Source organism: Alteromonas sp. ABH2_165, assembly GCF_056159945.1.
Genome location: NZ_JBSWWF010000001.1, coordinates 422,342 through 440,809 on the forward strand (window position 1 = coordinate 422,342; position 18,468 = coordinate 440,809).

An 18,468-nucleotide genomic window follows, 5' to 3' on the forward strand; every position below is an offset into this window, starting at 1 on the left:
TGCGAGCCGCTCCTGAAGACAGCCAAACATAATTTGCATCTTCAGGAGCCGCAAGTTTCAATGGTGGGCCTTGGTCCTCTCGCAATGATACTCTGTGAACCCGGTCAGGCCCGGAAGGGAGCAGCCGCAGCAGACGACTCATGTGCCGGGATGTGGCTGGGGCCCGCCACCCAATTCCCCAAAGTTTATTCTTCAGTTGTCCGTTTCGTTTTAGCTTGATCTAAATAGCGCATCGCCTTTTCAACGGCACTTTCTACATTCATTTCCATTTGCTGACGCTCGCTCTGTGGCAAATAAAAAGCCATGTCGACTTCAAAGCGGATGTAACGCGGTGGTACCTGGTTAAGTGCCAGGCAACAGACGTCAGCTAGATAGTCAGCTGATTTGGTTTTGTCCAATTCCAATTCACTCAAACGCTGCAACACCAGATGTTCATAATAGTTATGGATGTCATCATCTAATTTCATGTTTGTATCCTTTGCTTAGAATGGCCCTTCCATGCCCTAACAGGTTGGTTACTCAAAATCATGTTTTGTCTAACGCGACCTGATAATCGGCATTATTGCTTTTACTTGTATAGTCGTTTTAACGCAAATGTCGAGAAGAGATGGCTAAAAGCATAACAATAAAGAAAATATGCGATATTCCTTGTTTCGTCGTCTTAACCTATTCAAATGGCGATAGCGGTTAAAGATTAAATTTTAATGATTGTGGAAAAATTAATCTGGGGATGCTCCCGCGTTAAATAACGTTTTTTGTATATTTATATTTACAACCCTATGATTAATGATAATCGTTGTTATATATTTGTTCTTGTAATGTTGCAATGTGATATGGCAAGAAGCTCTTTTATCCGCAATTTTGTGGTTTATCGAGATGAAAATTCTAATAATAGAAAAAAATGATAAATCTTATCTTAAAAGTGTGTTTAAAATCATACTAGAAGATGATCGTTTTCCTAATAACGTAAAAATTTAAAAAAAATTTGAACTTTTGCAACTTCGCTCCGCAAAGTAAGTTGACCCTCTGTTGACTCTGTGGTTATTATCGTCGGTGAGGTGTTATACCTTTTAATAATAAGTCGTAGATAAACGATTTAATAACACACACTAAACGATTTTAGTGGTCCAGGGAGACAATACATGTTTAATAATTCTAAGCTGGCCAAGTCTGTGAAACTGGCTTGCGCTTTCGGTGCGCTTTCTGCTGCTACATTTGGTTCTTCAAGTGTATTTGCACAAGAAGAAGCAGCTGACGACAACGTTGAAAAAATTGCTATCACTGGTTCTCGTATCAAGAGAACTGATATGGAAACTGCAAGTCCTGTTCAAATCATCTCAACTGAGCAATTCGTTGAGCAGGGTCGTGTATCTGTTGCTGACGCGCTGCAAAACGTAACGGCTAACAGCTTCGGTTCTTTCGTACCTTCTTCAGGTTCATCTGCTCAGTCACAAGCTACTGTTAGCTTGCTGGGTGCCGGTTCTGACCGTACTCTGGTATTGATCGACGGCCGTCGTATGGCGGGTTCACCTTCTTTAGGTGGTTCATCAGTTAACTTAAGCTCCATTCCAATGGCTGCTGTAGAGCGTATCGAAATCCTGAAAGATGGTGCTTCTGCTATCTACGGTTCTGACGCTATCGCGGGTGTAATCAACGTAATCCTGAAAAAGAACTACGAAGGTGTAACTTTCGATGTTCAAGTTGGTCGTCCTTCTAACGAAGGTGCGGATACTCGTCAATTCTCTATTGCAACGGGTGTATCTAACGACAAAGGTAACATCACGTTCGTTTATGACCACCAAGAACAAGGTGCGATCTTCGATTCTGACCGTGAGTACACTGCGGCTTCTTGGGAAGACTTAAACGGTGACGGCCTGATCTCTATTTACGACGAAACCGTTGGTGTGAGCTACTACGGTGCAACGCTTTATGGTCCAAATGGTCTGGAAGCTTCTCCAGATTGTGACAACCTGGCTGCTAACGTTCCTGGTTTCGTAGGCGTACTGGACCAAGGTACTCAATTAGTTGGTTCTGGTATCGGTAACGGTTCAGTGTGTGGTTACGCATATGCTAACGTATCTGCGAACATGGCATCAACTAACCGTGACTCTATCATGTCTAGCGTAAACTACTCGCTGACTGACAACATCGAGTTCTTCGGTCGTGCAATGCTGTCTCGTAACGATTCTTTCGGTCGTTATGCGCCTCCTGCTGCTCCTTGGAACGGCGTTCCTGCAAACAGCACAAACAACCCATACGATGAACCAGTTCAAGGTTACTGGCGTTGGTACCAGATCGGTAACCGCGACGGTCTGGTAACTGACTATCAGCAAGATTACATGGCTGGTTTCTCTGGTTTCTTCGGCGACAGCGTTGAGTGGGAAATTGCTTACCACAAAGCTAAACTGGACTACCGTCAAGTTGGTCGCTACTACCTGAGCTATGCGGGTCTTGCATACAACCAAGCGAACGATATCGATCTGGGTTCAGAAACTGGTGTGAACAACATGCGTTCTACCATCTATCAAGAAGACCAGAACGAAATGGACCACATCTTCGGTGGTATTCAGTTCTCTCTGGGTGAACTGCCTGGTGGTGAAATCATTCACTATGTTGGTGGTGAATACTTCGACCAAAACTTTGCTTCTAAGTACGATGCACAATCTGAAGCGGGTCTGATCGGTGGTTCTGCGGGTAACACTGCTGAAGGTCAGCGTGATACTACTGCTTTCTTCTATGAGATTTCTGCTCCAGTTACTGACGAAATTTTAGTTTCTGCTGCATACCGTCACGACGATTACAGCGACTTCGGTACGAAAGGTACACCAAGTGTAAAAGTTGAATACCGTCCAATGGAAGACCTGTTGCTACGTGGTTCATACTCTAAAGGTTTCCGTGCACCGTCTCTGAGCGAACTGCTTGCAGCAACTTCATTCAGTGCGACCTCTGCAACTGACTACGTAGCATGTCGTGACGCAGGTATCCCTGTAACTGATTGCCGTAGCCGTCAGTTTGATAACCTGATTGAATCTAATGAAAACCTGGGTCCAGAAGAATCAACGTATATCAACGTAGGTTTCGTGTACTCTGGTGTTGAAAACCTGTCTGTGTCTCTTGATTACTTTAACCTGGACGTTGAAAACGTGATTGACAGCATCACAGTACAGACGCTGATCAATGCTGAATACGGTGGTTTCCTGGACGACTTTATGGCTGCATATCCAGGCGTTTCTCTGGTACGTGCTGAAGACGGTTCTGTTCTTGAAGACGTTGTAACTCGTTCAGAAAACGGTGCGGTAATGAAGCGTACTGGTCTTGATTTCAGCATCGAGTACTCACTGGAAACTGAATTCGGTGATTTCCGTCTGACTAACAACACCACTTACATGCTGAGCTCTGAGAGCGACGTATACTTCGGTGGTCCTTCTCAGGATTACGCTGGTTTCGCCGGCCAACCTGAGTACAGAAGCCAATTCGGTGTTAACTACTCAGTTGCTGACCTGACTGTTGCGTGGACAACTGACGTGATCAGCGATACTGCAGAAGATGATTACCTGGATGTTGCTGACGGTAACCCGCAAAACTTCCGTTATGTATCTGAAAACCACAACCCAACTTACGTTGTTCACAATATTAACGTTAAGTACTTCACTGATTACGGTACCTTCTCTCTGGGCGCTCGTAACCTGTTTGACAAAGGTGTTGTATATGACGACGCAGGCCTGTGGGTAGACGATACTCTGTATCAACAGGGCCACATCGGTCGTAACGTTCAAGCTGGATACCGCATCAGCTTCTAAGTTTAGCTTGCTAAATGTAGTGTAATTATCAAAAGCCGCTTTTCAAAGCGGCTTTTTTCGTTGGGTAATTCCTCTTTCCAATCTTTATATACCTGCCTTTTCCCGATAAACTGACTCCTCAATAGTTAAAAGATACACATCCGTTTGTGTCTGAGGGTTTATAATAATAATGAGTGATTTCTGGACGGATTATTGGCGACAAGGACATCTGACTTCTTTTGGTGATAGTCAAGGCGCAGGGTATCAGGGGGCGCTAGCCGCGCACTGGGAAAATACTTTCACAAAGCGTTTGCGTGCTGGCCAAACCCTAGTCGATATCGGTTGCGGTAATGGCGCAATGTTTGACATTTTGCTGAGTACACCGGTTGCTGAGCAAGTAAATATGATTGGCGTTGACGCTGCCTCACTGACTATTCCAAAAAAGTTCTTGAAACCTAACGTTAGCTTTCTTCAACAAACCTGTGCTGAAGCACTCCCTTTGGAAGCTAATACTATCGACATGGTGATTTCTCAATTCGGTCTCGAATATTCCAATTTCTCTCAATCAATTGAAGAGTTAGCCAGAGTATTGAAGACAGATGGTAAGCTTTTGTGCATCATGCACTGCGATACATCTTCTATTGTCGCGCCGAATGCCAGTATCCTCGCAATGGCCGAGCGACTTGCTAAACCCGAGTGTGGACTGTTCGCATTACTTAATCGTTATGTGTTGGCCTTGCGCGATAATACCGATGTAGAGGTGCACAGAATGCGTTTTCAAAACGCGTTTAGTCAGGCGTCAGCAGACAACCGCAATGCCCTGGATGCAACAAACTTTCCCCAATTCTGCCAGGTGCTTTTCGACCCTCAACGCGACTACAATAACAGACAGATCATTCTTAAAATGTTTGAGGATGAACTCACTGGGCAAATTGAACGCTTATCTGACTTAACGCAAGCCGCTCTCGATGAAAACGCGCAAAATGCCTTAGTCAACATACTTACTCACAGTGGATTTAACGACATTAAAATCGACCCATTTGTTGATGACAACGGAGATGTACTGGGTATAAAGGTAGACGCTAATGCCAGCTAGTGTATCAATAGTTCGTCCTATTATTATCTTGTCGGCGCCGCGCAGTGGGAGTACGCTGCTTTTTGAAACGTTGAGTCGTCACCCTGAGCTTTATTCATTAGGCACAGAAAGTCATGGGTTAATCGAAAGTAATCCATCACTTTCGCCGCCATTTAATAATTTCGACAGCAATGCACTGACAGAGGGTCATGCGACACCAGAGATTACTGAGCGGATAAGAAACGCATTCGCATCTTCTATAGTAAGTTATAGCAAAGAGCGTCCATCTTCAGACGCATCCGTAAGGCTACTCGAAAAGACACCAAAAAACGCAGTGCGGATCCCGTTTCTCAAGAAGCTATTTCCTGATGCGCGGTTTGTTCACTTGGTAAGGGACCCAATTAAAAATATCGCCAGTATCATGGATGCCTGGCAGTCTGGTCGCTTTGTCACTTACCCGTTTTTACCCGGTTGGGACGCGCATTGGTCATTATTTCTGCCGCCGGGCTGGCGTACTTTAAAAGGACAATCCCTTGCTGAAGTTGCTGCATACCAGTGGAAAGTGGCCAACCAATCAATTCTAACCAACCTGGACTATTCGGAAAATGGCGATACGGTATTGGTTCGCTACGAAGACTTGGTTGCTGAACCACAAAAGGTATTGGCACGGATCTGTGATTTTCACAAACTCGCACCTCACCAGTTCGTTACTAGTGACGAAGCACTGCCTTATTCACAGTTCACTTTGACGCCACCAAGCGCAGATAAGTGGTTGCGTCATCAGCAAGCGTTAAGTGCAGTTCAATCGACGCTATCACCAACGGTTGAGAAAATTAATCTAGCGTTAGCTGAACAAGCACTGCCTTCGTTGCATGTAACACAAGTATCTTAATGGTCATTTCAGCTTAAGCTGCAAAAGTAAAAGAAAACACAATGAAGCTTACAAACGAATTTATTCAATTGCCCTTATTGTTTGATGTAGAGCAACTCAAAAAAGAAGTGGCTAAATTTACTCAAGCTGACTGGAAACCCCACCACGAAGGCTTCAATGGCAACTTTTCTATTCCGCTTATTTCAGTGGGTGGCAAAAACAATAACGACTTCAAAGGAGAGATGAAAGAAACGTCGTATCTTCAATCGTCGCCATATCTACGCCAGGTTATTAGTAGCTTTGGTGAAGTCATAGGTCGCTCAAGATTAATGGGACTATCTCCGGGCGCTGAAGTACCGCTGCATTCTGATATTAATTACCACTGGTTTCGACGTGTTCGCATTCATGTACCTATTGTCACAGAACCGTCGGTGACATTTTACTGCGCCGATAAAGAAATAAACATGAAAGCAGGGGAAGCTTGGATTTTTGACTCTTGGAAATACCATAGAGTGTGCAATGCGTCAGACGTGTTTCGCGTTCACCTGGTTATCGACATTTGTGGTTCTAGTCGCTTTTGGGCGTTATCTGAAAAGGGCAATTGCCCCGGCGAAGCAGAGAAAACACCACGCTCTGCGTTTACAAATATTCCTTTTGAAACGTCAACTCAACCGCCAATTTATACCGAGAAGTATAATGCGCCCTTGGTGATGTCACCGGGAGAAATGGAAGGCTTAGCGTATGAATTGTTCGATGAATTAGACCGCAGCCCTAATAATTCAGCCGAGGATGCAGCCGAGTTTCGAAAAATAGTCAGAGGCTTCTGCCAAGATTGGCGCGTGCTTTGGACGCAGTTTGGCTTAACGGAGGCTGGGTGGCCTCACTACCATAATTGTCGTAACCGCGCTTTCGAATCAGTCCGTAAATTTGATACTCGATTAAAGCTTGCGAACGGAACTCAGGCGCCGCGGATGTTCTTATTTTGCATGATAGATCCCGCCCTTAATGTTGAAGTTAAAAACGACTATCTCGCAGCTATGAATACCGACGACAGCGGAAATATCACACTTTAGCATTGGCTAATATTTCTGCTCGTTGTTCAACTAGCTTATTTACTCGCGCTTGATAAGGTGCGAGTAATTCGCTGAATTTGTCGCCTGAGCCTAAGGATGATGCCGATATGGGTTGTCTTACCTGACTTGCACTCGGTGTAAGGACAGGCGTGGACTGCTGATAGAAGTTCAGGTTTGAATCTGAGTAGGGCAAACCACAATAAGTGAATAGTTTCTTCACTTCTTGCTGTGGCTCGTGTACCAGTGCTTCATAGTCGATAATATATGGTGAACACTGTTGCTGTTGTGCATGCTGTAATAGAGCGTAATACCCTTCTATGTAAGTCAGAATATGTTCAATGTTGTAGGCATATTCATTCCCACTCATGAAATACTGGCGATACAGCGCGATAATGTTATCCGTGACAGGACGCAGAATATTAATCACCTTGGCGGTGGGGAAAAGCTGCGTGATCAATTGGTGATGGATAAAATTATTCGGGTTTTTATCAATCAACATACCATCGGGTAAAGTGACGAAGTCGCGGGCTTGCTGCAAATAGAATTCTCTCAGCGCGGCTTTGTCGTTTTCAGATACCGGAGAAGCTGGATTTCTGCCAGTCATCTGTAGATGCAACGCTATTCTTTCCATGAATGGCAATTCATTGGTTGTTTCCACTTGCTCAGCACTTGCAAGAATTTGTTCAATGAGTGTTGTGCCTGAACGGGGAAGGCCACAAACGAACAGTAAATTACCTCCTTGGGGATGCTTTTTATCAGCATTGTACGGTTGGGAAAGTAGTGCCTGAATCAAAGAGACAAACGCTTCTCGCTGAAAAGGGCGGACACGACACAGTAAACTATTTCCTGTTTGTAATAATGTAGTAGCCGCTGCAGTTTCCCCTTTATCAGCCTGAACTTTTGATAACGCTAAATTGACCAAGCCAGACTGCAAAGGATCTGTGAGTTGCGCTAATGCCGACTCGGCGAGTGAAGCGTCGGTGTCAGAAAATCGAAAGCCTTTTAAATCGCAAAGGGACCATAGCCCGGTACCTGAAGCGTGGGGACACTCATTAATGAATCGTCGATAGGCATTAGCTGCAGAATCAATTTGAGCAAAAGACTTGGCATAGTGACCTTCAAGCAGGTCCAAGCCCTTCGCTTGTGTGGCCTGATGTCGAAGTCTCTTTAGCCAATGTGCGGAGTCAGCCATATTACCCGTAGCCTGGCCACTTAATACCAAATGATACAGTTGTTCATTGGTTAAGTGGGGGTGCTGATGTGAGACAGCGCAAAGTAATTTGAAGAGCGGGTAGTGCAGTTCAAATTGAATGAGTAACTTCATCAATATATCGACTAACTCACCTTCAGGCCCTGCTTGCACCGCTGAACGGAGCATGAATGTACCCTTGATGATGTCGCCAGAACGAAACAGGGCATAGCCTTGAGCCACCGCGTTCGCTGCAGGATTCTTTATAGCATCTGCCTTGTTGAGGGCTTCTGCAACTTGCCCGCGATTCACTAATCCAAACGCTTCCTTTAGCAATGCCACATCATTAGGCTGCACTGAGATACTCCGCAAAAATATCCATCATAGCCTGAACGGCAGATTGTGAAAATAAAACCCAGACAAAAACAACATTTATAAAGCTGACACTTTCGCTGCTTTCTAACGCGGCTCTGCTAACAATCGCGGAAGGCAATAGATTGGTCGCAAAACAAACACTAAAAACAAAAAGCGTTGTTTTATAACTACGTCATTTGACGTAGGAAAAGACGAATATTCACATCGAAATCTTGGCGAAATAGAATGTTTGGGCAAAAAAAGTAATTAAAGAATCAAACATACAAAAACTCTCTAACGTTCTGTTAACTAATAGGCGTCTTAACGTAGAACTAGTCAGGGAAGAATGAGATTTCCGAAAAACAGTTATTAACCCAAAGTATGAAGAGAATGCACTGATTACGCGGTGAAATTCCGCTAAGAAAGGCTAACTTACAGCCTTTTCAGCACACTTTTCTGGTACGACCATATCCAGATTGGTTAAAGTCTAATCGTTCAGACAAGATTAACAGCCGTGTTAAGACAGTGTTACTTGACTCATTCCATTGATCCGTGTGAGTATTGGAGTTCGTAGTGTTGGCGTTTTGGCGCTAAACACTACCTTCCTTAAAAACATTGATAAAGTTTTTACGCCCCTGGCTCGAACATTTACTTAATGTATCGCGCGAGGATTCAAATAAGAAATTTGGTTGGGAACTATGTCCAAGATGAGCAAGAGAACTCTTATTGCTTCTACTGTGATCGGTGCATTCGCACTTACTGGTAGTGCAGCTGTCTCTGCAGTGGAGCTATCCGATCTTCAAAAAGAAGACGCGAAGATTCATGCTGCTGCAGCGAAATCTCAAGAAAAAATCAACACGCTGTTCGAACAGTCTCAAGAACTGCTTGTTGAATACCGTTCAGTTGTGGATCAGACAGAAAATCTGAAGATTTATAACGATTATATCGCTAGCCTGGTTGCTGACCAGCAACGTGGTATCGATTCACTGCAACGTCAAATCGATAGCATCGAAGCAACTAAGCAGGGCATCGTTCCGCTTATGTTCCGCATGATCGATAGCCTAGAAAAATTCATCGAGCTGGATTCTCCAATCCACCTTGAAGAACGTCGCGAGCGCGTACAGCGTCTGCGTGACTTGATGGCTAATTCTAACGTTACGGTTTCTGAGCAATTCCGTCAGGTAATCGAAGCGTATCTGGTTGAAGTTGAGTATGGCACGAAGATGTCTTCTTACCAGGGTACAATTGACGTTGACGGTGCTGAACAGACTGTTGACTTCTTTAACCTGGGCCGTACTGCTCTGCTGGCTTTGTCTCTTGACCAAACTCACGCGTGGGTATGGAACAACGAAGCTCGTACATGGGAAAAACTGGGTGACGAATACCTGGCCTCTACTGTTATTGCAGTGAAAATGGCTCAGGGTACTATTCCACCAGATCTTCTTAAGTTACCAATTGAAGCAGCAGCGGAGTAAGTGTTAATGAAACCAGTATTCAAATCTCTTGTAGCCGCTGCAACAATGGCAGTGGTGGCTTCTGGTGCTCAAGCACAAGAAGCAGTGAGCCTGCAGGACCTGCTGGAACAGGTTAAACAAAACCGCGTTTCAGAAGCGAAAATTAACCAGCAGCGTGAAGCAGAATTCCAATCTGCACGTGCTGACAAGCAAGCTCTGTTGAAAAAAGCACAATCAGACCTTCAAGCGGAAGAAAACCGTGGCGATCGTCTGCAACAGCAATTTTCTAACAACGAAACAACACTGAACGAAAAAGCTGCAGAGCTGGACCAGGCAACGGGTACTCTGGGTGAAATGTTCGGTGTGGTACGTCAAGCTTCTTCTGAAGCATTCGGTCGTATCTCTACTTCTATCGTAAGTGCACAGTATCCTGGCCGTGACGACTTCCTGGCAGAAATGTCTGAAGAGTCTAAAGGTCTGCCTAACATCTCTGAGCTGGAAGACCTGTGGTTCGCACTGCAGACTGAAATGACTCAGGGCGGTGAAGTTGTTCGATTCACTACTGAAGTAGTTAATCTGGACGGTGGTTCTTCTGAGCAGGAAGTTGTACGTGTTGGTTCTTTCAACCTTATCGGTGAAGAAGGTTACCTGACTTACGACGACATGAACGATGTAGTTCAGCCTCTGGGCCGTCAACCAGACGGTTACCTGGTATCTTCTGCTAAGGACCTGGTTGCTGCTAACTCTGGTCTGGTAGGTTTCTACGCTGACCCTTCACAAGGCGCTATCCTTGGCCTGTTGAAGCAAAAAGCCACTATGGCTGAGCGTTACCATGCAGGTGGCGTAGTAGGTTACGTTATTACTGGTATGCTTATCATCGGTCTGCTGATCGGCGTATTCAAGATGATTCAACTGGGTGCAGTTGGTGCGAAAATCAAATCGCAACAGAAAAACCCAGGTAACCCGTCTACCAGCAACCCACTGGGTCGCATCCTGATGGTTTACAAAGACAACAAAGGTGCTGACGCTGAAAGCCTTGAACTGAAACTTGATGAAGCCATTCTGAAAGAATTGCCTTCTATCGAGAGCGGTATCAACGTAATCAAAATCTTCGCTGCTATTGCCCCTCTGCTGGGTCTATTAGGTACGGTTATCGGTATGATCGAAACCTTCCAAACAATTACTCTGTTTGGTACGGGCGACCCGAAAATGATGGCTGGTAGTATCTCAATGGCACTTGTAACTACTGCTCAAGGTATCATCGCGGCTCTGCCTCTGATCCTTACTCACAGCATCGTTGCATCGCGCAGCAAGTCTATCGTACACGTTCTTGACGAGCAGACTGCGGGTATCATCGCAGCTCACTCAGAGTCGGAGAAAGCGTAATATGTTATACCTGATCGGATTATGGGAATCTGTCAGGGATTTTATCGCTACCGGTGGTGACGTCCTTTATTTCGTCGCCCTCGCGCTCTTTCTCATGTGGGTACTTATGATTGAGCGCTACTGGTACATGACTTCAGTGTTCCCAAAGGTGAAGAAAGATATCATCGCCAAATGGGACGCTCGAAGTGATACTACCTCTTGGTATGCGCATAGAATCCGTGACGCATGGATTTCTCAGGCGTCAGATGATCTGAACGCCAGGATGCTAATCATTCGCACGTTAGTGGCAATTTGTCCGCTAATTGGTCTGCTCGGTACTGTTACCGGTATGATCTCGGTTTTCGAAACAATGGCAACGCAAGGCACCAGTAACGCCCGTCTGATGGCATCTGGTATCTCAATGGCAACAATCCCGACAATGGCGGGTATGGTTGCGGCACTGTCCGGACTATTCATTAGTTCTCGTCTCGAAGCTAAAGCGAAGATGGCTAAAGAAGGCTTAGTAGATAGCCTTCCACATCACTAGAGAGAACGATTATGGCTCGAAAAGTTAGAACAGAAGAGGAAGAAGCAGCGATCGATATGACGCCCATGCTGGATATCGTATTCATCATGCTTATCTTCTTCATTGTTACTACTGTTTTCGTTAAAGAAGCAGGCATAGAAGTAAATAAGCCTGAGGCGAGCCAAGCGTTTCTTCACAAAAATGCCAACATTTTCATCGCTGTAACAGAAGATGGAACTGTTTGGATGAATAAAAGTGAAGTCGCTGTGGACTCGGTCAGAGCTACTTTAGAACGATTGCTTACTGAACAGCCAACGGATTATGTATTTATCCAGGCTGACGTCAAAGCCAAACATGGTGTCGTAGTGAAAGTTATGGACCAAGTTAAAGCTGCAGGCATCGATCGCGTATCGGTAGCGGCGAGGGGTTAAGATGGTAAGGATAATTGTTTCTATTTTGTTAGGTGCAGTAGTTGCGTTTGGTCTGTTTATTATCATGGCAAAGCTCATTGAGAATTCAGGCAGACCAGCAGATGAAGTAGCACCTGCTCCGATAATTGATATTGTGATGCGACCGCCGGAAGACGACACGCAGACGCGTTCTCGTAAGCCGCCTCCGCCTCCGCCGCCACCTCAGCAACCGCCTAAGGTTCAACCTGTTGAACCAGAAGCTGCTGAGCCAAACACAGACGGTTTCAGTCTGGCAATTCCGTCAGTTGATACCGGTGGTGTTGGTGTAGATATCGGTGGTGTAGGTGCGATGCAACGTGACGGTGACGCAACACCTATCGTACGTATCGACCCTAAATATCCACCTGATGCTGCCCGTGATGGCCGTGAAGGTTGGGTAAAACTGCAGTTCACTATTAATGAACAAGGTGGCGTAGATGACATTTCAGTTATCGACGCAGATCCTAAACGTATTTTCGACCGTGAAGCGCGTCGTGCACTGAGCAAGTGGAAATACAAGCCTAAAATTGTTGACGGTAAAGCGGTTAGACAAGAAGGCATGTTCGTTCAGCTGGACTTTAAACTGGAGCAATGATCATGAAACTACGTACATTTAAAATGTCCGCCGTTGCTTTAGTATTAGGCGTTGGGGCTGCTATTGCAGCGCCAATGGCCGCAGCGCAAGAATCTGCGCCTGCAGCCGCTGCGCCTAAGAAGCCATCGGGCCCTGTGGTTTGTCCTGGTTATGTTAAGGGCAAAACCACACTGGTTGGTGAACGTACCGGTAAAAAGGTTCAGGCAGCATTTGAAGCATATAACGAAGATCGTGTGCAAGAAGCTATCGACATCCTGAAGGAAGTTGATCCTAGCGACGATTTTGACCGTGCATATGTGAATCGCTTCCTGGGTAACCTGATTGCTTCTCAAGAAGGTAAGGGAATGGAAGCATTCGGTTACCTGAAAAGTTCTGTTGAACCCAAGGTTCTAAACGATCTTGAGCATGCTGGAACACTGAAGCTTCTGGGCGACCTGAGCATGCAGGAACAAAAGTATTCTGACGCTGTAAGTTACTACGATCAGTGGATGGACTTTACCTGTAAAGAAGACGCTCAAGTTTATACCCGTAAAGCGCAAGCTTTGTACGAACAGAAGAAATTCGACCAAGTAGCCTCTGCTGCAGATAATGCGATTCGTTTAAACGAAGAAGCTGACAAGTTGGATAAAAACCCGTACTTGTTAAAATTATCTGCGTTCTTCGAATCGAAGAAATATCCTGAAACAGTAAGCGTTGCCGAAACACTGGTGAACAAGTTCCCAGATAACGGTACCTACTGGATTCAGTTAAGCAGTTTCTACATGATGGTTGAGCGTTTTGATAAAGCGGTTCAAACTCTGGATGTTGCATACACTGCAGGCTTCCTAGAGAAAGACTCGCAAATCAAACAGTTAGCATCTCTTTATTCTAACGCTGGTAATCCACATGCTGCCGCTTCATTGCTGGCAAAATATGTAGATTCTGGTCTGCTTAAGAAAGACGCGGAAATGTTTGCGAACATTGCCAACTCTTTCCACCAAGCAAAAGATTATAAAGATGCGGCTTCGTTCTATGGTAAAGCTGCTGCTGCCGATTCAGATCCTGAGTATTATCGTAAGCAGGGTACATTGTTACTCGTAGCTGAAGATTACAAAGGTGCGATTAAGGCACTGACAAACGCACTGGAGCGTGGTGCTGAAGATCCTGCGAAGATTCACTTCTCTTTGATGGAAGCGAACTTCTACGCTGGCAACTTCAAAGCTGCTTACGAACATAATCAGAAAGCGAAAGAAGACAAATCTCTGCGTCGTAACGCGTTAGCGTGGGAACCTTATATTAAAGATAAGGCTAAAAACCGCGGCATTAAGATTTAATTCTGCATTCATTAAAAAACCCTGCTTCGGCAGGGTTTTTTGTTTTAGTGCGATTCAATAGATTCAAGCCATTCAGATACGCGCCTTCGGCAATCTGCAATCATGGTTTTCTTGCCATTGTAACCCGTGTCTTGCGCCACTTTTGCAGGGTTTATTTTCTGTTCCAGCAGCGATAGACAAAGACAAAGTATTGCATCATCACAGCGTGACAATAGCCAACTCGATGAGGAGTACAAATGATCAACGCTGCGACTGCCGCTAGCAAATTGTTCCAGCCTACGCTGATGTAGTGGCCTTGCGATAGGATTCTCAGGAGTACGTTCACAATCTATCAGTTGGGAAATGACGTTATCAGCGGTATCACTGATTGGCAGTGCCATTAAGGCGCTAGTAAATCCTGAAGCTTTATCTGGTTTCCGTCCTCGCTTAATAAGTAGAAAATCTGCTGAAGTCCAAAATTTCAGCAGAGGCTCATCTGCCCCGAAAGATGTTGTGAGTAAATCTATTTTCTCGACGTGTTGGTAGTAGTGTTTTAAGTTTGCCAGCAGTTCGCTTCCCAACCCGTTGCCCTGCCATTGTGGCTGCACGGCGATTCGATTTATTCTTCTGTAGCGCAAAGTCGCTACATTGGCTTGCGCAGACTGTAGCGCGAGACTCTGCGCGGTAAGGTGTCCTTTAACCCGTCGGGTGCCGCTGGCAATGCCACTGGCCACATCTGCTAAGTGTTCGTCACCTTCTGCTTCAACGGCACAGGCAGCCATCAGGTTGCCTTTTGTGAAGAGTAAATGAAACTGAAGGTTAGGTGAGTCCATCATTCTCGCTAAATCGTCAGGGCTACTTTGATAGTGCGCGGTAGAAAGAAGCTGCATAACTTCTTTTACCAAGCAGAGATCCATTTCCGATACTTTGTAGATTTTGTATGCGGTTGAACCATTGCCATTGGCGAATTCTTCTGACTTGTCTGTAGTGAAGTGAGCAGTGCCGACTGCGGCTGGTATGGTTCTCTGCTCAGGACTGGCAAATATTAATGCATTAACGAGTTTTTCCAGAGGGTCATTTTCAGACCACCTTAATGGGGGGCGAAGTGTAAAAACAGGTATATTCCTGTGTTTTAAAAACTTGGTACGAAAGCCCTGTCCGCTGCCCTCGTATCCATCTGTAGTGGTACTAAGAAGTGTTAATCCAGGCCTATCAGTCAATTCATTTAGCACCGGTAGCGGCACTGATGCAGCTTCATCAATGATCAACACATCATAGATAGCTTCGCGTAACTTCGGATTATCGAGTGCCATCCATTCAAGGGATAGAGCGGGGTCTTCTATCAGGCTTTCAGCCACGCGCTCCAATGTTTTAACCGATAAGAGGGATGGAGCCGACAGCATGACACTTCGCCCGGTATTGATGAAATGAGCGCCGATGTGGCCCGCCAGTGTGGATTTACCTCTTCCTCTTGCTGCAATAATGCATCTACAACTTTGTTTGTTTACGTTTTCTGCGGTGATGGCGGTAAATATTTTTTGCTGGTCGGGCGTTAACGATAAACCGTCGGTTAATCCTTTATTTTTTACCTCTTGCGGTAACGGCAGTATTTCGGTTGTTGACGTAATCCTGCCTGCGAAATCTGCGTGTACTAACAAGTCGGCCAAATAGCTAATGTATTGGCTCTTGTGTATTTCGGACCCGTGACTCAGAAAGTGCGGGTTTAGCACACTTTTATGCTGTGCCCAGGTTTCAAGTGGCGGACAAAGTAGAATGGTTGTACCGCCTTGTCGAACAGTTCCAGCTATGGCAGCTAACACAGACGGGCGAAACGTTTCTCCGGCATCTACAACCGCAACATCGAATTCTTTGCCCAGTAAATCTTTAAAGTGCGCGTAGGAGCGGTGCTTCAAAGTCATTGCAGGAGCAAAATCGCCTATCCAGCAGCAATCTAACTGGCCAGCCAAGCCCGAGACGATAGAACTAGCCTTGTCTATACACCAGGTGGTTTCACCCGCGATCAGCAGCAGTTGTCGCTGATAGCAACCATTCGTCGATAATAATGGGTGAGAAATCCACTCAGTTGGGTCTGTCTGGGCCATGTGCCATTTTTTCACGTATAATCCTGCGCTTAGTTTATCGATTGTTTAAGAGGAATTCGAATGCGCTTTTTGTCCCGCCGACTGGTAATGCCGAATGATTTAAATTATGCCAATGCATTATTCGGAGGCAGAGCGATGGAGTGGATTGACGAGGAAGCAGCCATTTTTGCAACTTGTCAGTTAGAAACTAATTGTCTGGTGACCAAACATATTGGCGAAATTACTTTTGAGTCGCCAGCGCTTCAGGGTGATATTGTTGAATTTGGTTTGGAAACGAAAAAGGTGGGTAGAACATCGATTACCGTCAGTTGTTTGGTACGAAATAAAGCCACTAAAAAAACCATCTGTCTGGCAGACGATATTGTGTTTGTAACACTCGATCCAGAAACCCGAATGCCAACACCCCATGGAAAAACCATGGCTGCGCTGGAAGCGCAAACGGAGCAGGAAATTAGAAACCTCAACTTGCAGGTTGATTAGCCCCCACACATGTGAGGCAGCCTGTGTCAGGCTGCCGAAGATTTCCAATTTGCGAGTACGTCGGTGAGAGTGTTGATTTGCGCCTCTGTTAGACCGTCTCCCGCCGTATAGGTTTGCGGTTCACCTAATTTTGCCAGTGAGGTGAATGCAATGTCATGACACAGCAAAATTTGCCCTGCTACTGAGCTGGCACTTCCACGTTCTTCTATATTACAAAGTTTCCAGAGTTGCTGGTTCAGGTCGCTGGCAAACCCCCAGCGGAGTAACATTAACGACGTTGCGCCATACAGACAAATGCCATAATCCTGATTCACTTTATCGACAAAATCGCTAAAGCTTTCGCTTTCCTCCCACCCGGATAACGCACCGTCCGCAAACAAACATTCATCGTGGAAAATTAAAAATACCGATAGCGTACCGAACAATAACAACTGTTTAATTTTTTCTGTCTGCGCTTCATCGTATTGTGAAAAACCAAAAAGCCGTAGGAACACGGTATAACTGAGCAGCATCGCATCGGTGAGAATTTCAATATTGGAAAATCGACACTGTGCGGTCAGTAATTGTTGCGCTGCAAAAATGACAGCGAGATCTCGGATATTGCCCAACCCGAGATTGCGGCCAATGGCTTGTTCCAGACTTTTGGGCGTTGTTCCGTACACCGCGCGGCTTGCTTTACTCATCACGTGAGCTTGAAATATCGGATCTTTTTCAATGAGAGACACAACGCCAGGCAATGTCATGGCTTCTGCATCCATTTTCAGCAACGAACGAATTGAGTGGGGCAGTGGAGGCAGATTTTCTACCACCTCCAGCAAATTACTGTTGCCCGTCTGAAATCGAAGTCGGTTGCCCAACTGACGAAGCTGACCGGCACTTATACCGCTATGCTCTTTAAAGCTCCGCTCGAATGAACGCCGGTCAGAAAAACCTAAGGCTTCAGCAGCATCTTCTGTTTTCTGGCCACTCAATAATCGATGACAGGATTGATCATGGATGAACTCTTTCAGCAAAGCACTGAATGAAATGGAATCTTGTCTAAGCTGACGACGAAAAGCGGATTCAGTTTGCCCTAGTTGAGTTGCTACCCACTCTGAGCGGATACGTGCAGGACTCGCTGCTTTTTGAAAAACGTCACGCACCTGTTGCTTAAGTGGAATGTCATGGGTTTCTTCCAGTCCAGCAGAAAGCATCTTTTTAATCGATTGCGAATAGTAAAAAGACGCGACTTCACACCAGGCGTTGGCAAAACAAAGGCGTACTTTGCCAGACTCATAATTGATATCACTGCGGCTCAGTGGCGCCAAAAGCGCTTCAGGCTGAGCGTTCATAGGCGGCATGGTGACCCGGGAAAAGTCAAACTTACGACCGGCAAGATGACGAAAAAGCGCCAGCAGAAAATAGCACCGAAGTTCCGTTAGTATTATGTGTGGCGATGAAGCAAATTCTACCGTGGTAATGGTACCGTCTGATTTCACCGTGAGATTGGCTTGCTCACCCATTAAATGACGGTAATGCTTGCCCAATACATGCATGGCGTCGTCGATATGTTTGCTGGCAGTCAAATACACCACCAGGTTACTCATTTTATTGAAATCGAGATAACCAATAAGTGAACGGCCGGTCTGTTGAAACTGACTCGGAGGACAAAGATCGTGGAAGAGGTTTGCTAAGGTCTCATCATCAAGTCTGCCGCTTTCAACGCTGGCAATACATTCCAGTGCAAGATTATCTCGCTCATTGTTAAGACCAGAATCCCGTCTGAAACTGAGTAAAGCCCGAATAATTGCTGACCAGAAAAGTCCTTGGTAATGCACGTGTGCTCCCATGTTTTAAGCTGCATGTTAGAATATAGCAAATGCAG

At 45.5% G+C, this 18,468-nt stretch carries 15 protein-coding genes and 1 other RNA gene; 12 read left to right on the top strand and 4 right to left on the bottom strand.

What is annotated here, in order from left to right; genetic code table 11:
- Positions 1–68 precede the first annotated feature (68 nt).
- An RNA gene (gene ffs / locus ACXAFQ_RS01845) (signal recognition particle sRNA small type) lies at positions 69–165 on the top strand.
- Positions 166–185: 20 nt separating this feature from the next.
- Here the strand turns inward: ffs and ACXAFQ_RS01850 are convergent.
- Positions 186–467 carry a late competence development ComFB family protein gene (locus ACXAFQ_RS01850; protein ID WP_070126978.1) on the bottom strand — a complete coding sequence of 94 codons (282 nt, stop codon included), beginning with the start codon at positions 465–467 and terminating at the stop codon, positions 186–188.
- A 675-nt stretch (positions 468–1,142) separates the two neighbouring features.
- On the opposite strand from ACXAFQ_RS01850, the gene ACXAFQ_RS01855 reads away from it, so the two are divergent.
- The 4 genes from ACXAFQ_RS01855 (at position 1,143) to ACXAFQ_RS01870 (ending at position 6,798) form a co-directional block, all read left to right on the top strand.
- Positions 1,143–3,800 carry a TonB-dependent receptor plug domain-containing protein gene (locus tag ACXAFQ_RS01855; protein WP_474817889.1) on the top strand — a complete coding sequence of 886 codons (2,658 nt, stop codon included), beginning with the start codon at positions 1,143–1,145 and terminating at the stop codon, positions 3,798–3,800.
- 169 nt (positions 3,801–3,969) lie between these two features.
- Positions 3,970–4,875 (top strand): class I SAM-dependent methyltransferase, encoded by a 906-nt coding sequence (locus tag ACXAFQ_RS01860; protein WP_474817890.1) that lies wholly within the window; start codon positions 3,970–3,972, stop codon positions 4,873–4,875.
- Positions 4,865–5,746 (top strand): sulfotransferase family protein, encoded by an 882-nt coding sequence (locus ACXAFQ_RS01865; RefSeq protein ID WP_474817891.1) that lies wholly within the window; start codon positions 4,865–4,867, stop codon positions 5,744–5,746. Before ACXAFQ_RS01860 ends, ACXAFQ_RS01865 begins: the two co-directional genes overlap by 11 nt.
- A 41-nt stretch (positions 5,747–5,787) precedes the next feature.
- Entirely contained in the window at positions 5,788–6,798 is a 1,011-nt protein-coding gene (locus ACXAFQ_RS01870) for an aspartyl/asparaginyl beta-hydroxylase domain-containing protein (RefSeq protein ID WP_474817892.1), read from the top strand.
- Here the strand turns inward: ACXAFQ_RS01870 and ACXAFQ_RS01875 are convergent.
- Positions 6,788–8,344 carry a sulfotransferase family protein gene (locus tag ACXAFQ_RS01875; RefSeq protein WP_474817893.1) on the bottom strand — a complete coding sequence of 519 codons (1,557 nt, stop codon included), beginning with the start codon at positions 8,342–8,344 and terminating at the stop codon, positions 6,788–6,790. The two genes, ACXAFQ_RS01870 and ACXAFQ_RS01875, sit on opposite strands and share 11 nt — an antisense overlap.
- 704 nt (positions 8,345–9,048) lie before the next feature.
- Between ACXAFQ_RS01875 and ACXAFQ_RS01880 the strand changes: the two genes are divergently transcribed.
- Genes ACXAFQ_RS01880 through ACXAFQ_RS01905 form a run of 6 tightly spaced genes read left to right on the top strand, consistent with a single transcriptional unit; the run spans position 9,049 to position 14,043 of the window.
- Entirely contained in the window at positions 9,049–9,816 is a 768-nt protein-coding gene (locus ACXAFQ_RS01880; RefSeq protein WP_474817894.1) for a DUF3450 domain-containing protein, read from the top strand.
- Between the two features lie 6 nt (positions 9,817–9,822).
- Complete coding sequence (locus ACXAFQ_RS01885) at positions 9,823–11,181, top strand: MotA/TolQ/ExbB proton channel family protein (RefSeq protein WP_474817895.1); 1,359 nt, start codon at positions 9,823–9,825, stop codon at positions 11,179–11,181.
- Position 11,182: 1 nt separating this feature from the next.
- Positions 11,183–11,707: a MotA/TolQ/ExbB proton channel family protein gene (locus ACXAFQ_RS01890; RefSeq protein ID WP_070126970.1), complete on the top strand. Its 525-nt coding sequence runs from the start codon at positions 11,183–11,185 to the stop codon at positions 11,705–11,707.
- 11 nt (positions 11,708–11,718) lie between these two features.
- The gene (locus ACXAFQ_RS01895; protein WP_070126969.1) at positions 11,719–12,117 is read left to right on the top strand and encodes an ExbD/TolR family protein; all 399 of its coding nucleotides are present in this window, start codon (positions 11,719–11,721) and stop codon (positions 12,115–12,117) included.
- A 1-nt stretch (position 12,118) separates the two neighbouring features.
- The gene (locus ACXAFQ_RS01900; protein WP_070126968.1) at positions 12,119–12,730 is read left to right on the top strand and encodes an energy transducer TonB; all 612 of its coding nucleotides are present in this window, start codon (positions 12,119–12,121) and stop codon (positions 12,728–12,730) included.
- Positions 12,731–12,732: 2 nt separating this feature from the next.
- A complete protein-coding gene (locus ACXAFQ_RS01905) occupies positions 12,733–14,043 on the top strand; it encodes a tetratricopeptide repeat protein (protein ID WP_474817896.1) in 1,311 nt (436 codons plus the stop codon).
- A gap of 44 nt (positions 14,044–14,087) precedes the next feature.
- Here ACXAFQ_RS01905 and ACXAFQ_RS01910 read toward each other — a convergent pair whose 3' ends face one another.
- A complete protein-coding gene (locus ACXAFQ_RS01910; RefSeq protein WP_474817897.1) occupies positions 14,088–16,139 on the bottom strand; it encodes a GNAT family N-acetyltransferase in 2,052 nt (683 codons plus the stop codon).
- A gap of 45 nt (positions 16,140–16,184) precedes the next feature.
- Here ACXAFQ_RS01910 and ACXAFQ_RS01915 point away from each other — a divergent pair, with 45 nt between their 5' ends.
- Positions 16,185–16,604: an acyl-CoA thioesterase gene (locus tag ACXAFQ_RS01915; protein WP_070126966.1), complete on the top strand. Its 420-nt coding sequence runs from the start codon at positions 16,185–16,187 to the stop codon at positions 16,602–16,604.
- A gap of 26 nt (positions 16,605–16,630) precedes the next feature.
- On the opposite strand, the gene ACXAFQ_RS01920 is transcribed toward ACXAFQ_RS01915, so the two are convergent.
- The gene (locus tag ACXAFQ_RS01920; RefSeq protein ID WP_474817898.1) at positions 16,631–18,421 is read right to left on the bottom strand and encodes a helix-turn-helix domain-containing protein; all 1,791 of its coding nucleotides are present in this window, start codon (positions 18,419–18,421) and stop codon (positions 16,631–16,633) included.
- Positions 18,422–18,468 lie beyond the last annotated feature (47 nt).

Coding starts and splice junctions, on each gene's coding strand:
- ACXAFQ_RS01850 (WP_070126978.1), bottom strand. CDS start 467: ATGAAATTAGATGATGACATCCATAACTATTATGAACATCTGGTGTTG.
- ACXAFQ_RS01855 (WP_474817889.1), top strand. CDS start 1,143: ATGTTTAATAATTCTAAGCTGGCCAAGTCTGTGAAACTGGCTTGCGCT.
- ACXAFQ_RS01860 (WP_474817890.1), top strand. CDS start 3,970: ATGAGTGATTTCTGGACGGATTATTGGCGACAAGGACATCTGACTTCT.
- ACXAFQ_RS01865 (WP_474817891.1), top strand. CDS start 4,865: ATGCCAGCTAGTGTATCAATAGTTCGTCCTATTATTATCTTGTCGGCG.
- ACXAFQ_RS01870 (WP_474817892.1), top strand. CDS start 5,788: ATGAAGCTTACAAACGAATTTATTCAATTGCCCTTATTGTTTGATGTA.
- ACXAFQ_RS01880 (WP_474817894.1), top strand. CDS start 9,049: ATGAGCAAGAGAACTCTTATTGCTTCTACTGTGATCGGTGCATTCGCA.
- ACXAFQ_RS01885 (WP_474817895.1), top strand. CDS start 9,823: ATGAAACCAGTATTCAAATCTCTTGTAGCCGCTGCAACAATGGCAGTG.
- ACXAFQ_RS01890 (WP_070126970.1), top strand. CDS start 11,183: ATGTTATACCTGATCGGATTATGGGAATCTGTCAGGGATTTTATCGCT.
- ACXAFQ_RS01895 (WP_070126969.1), top strand. CDS start 11,719: ATGGCTCGAAAAGTTAGAACAGAAGAGGAAGAAGCAGCGATCGATATG.
- ACXAFQ_RS01900 (WP_070126968.1), top strand. CDS start 12,119: ATGGTAAGGATAATTGTTTCTATTTTGTTAGGTGCAGTAGTTGCGTTT.
- ACXAFQ_RS01905 (WP_474817896.1), top strand. CDS start 12,733: ATGAAACTACGTACATTTAAAATGTCCGCCGTTGCTTTAGTATTAGGC.
- ACXAFQ_RS01915 (WP_070126966.1), top strand. CDS start 16,185: ATGCGCTTTTTGTCCCGCCGACTGGTAATGCCGAATGATTTAAATTAT.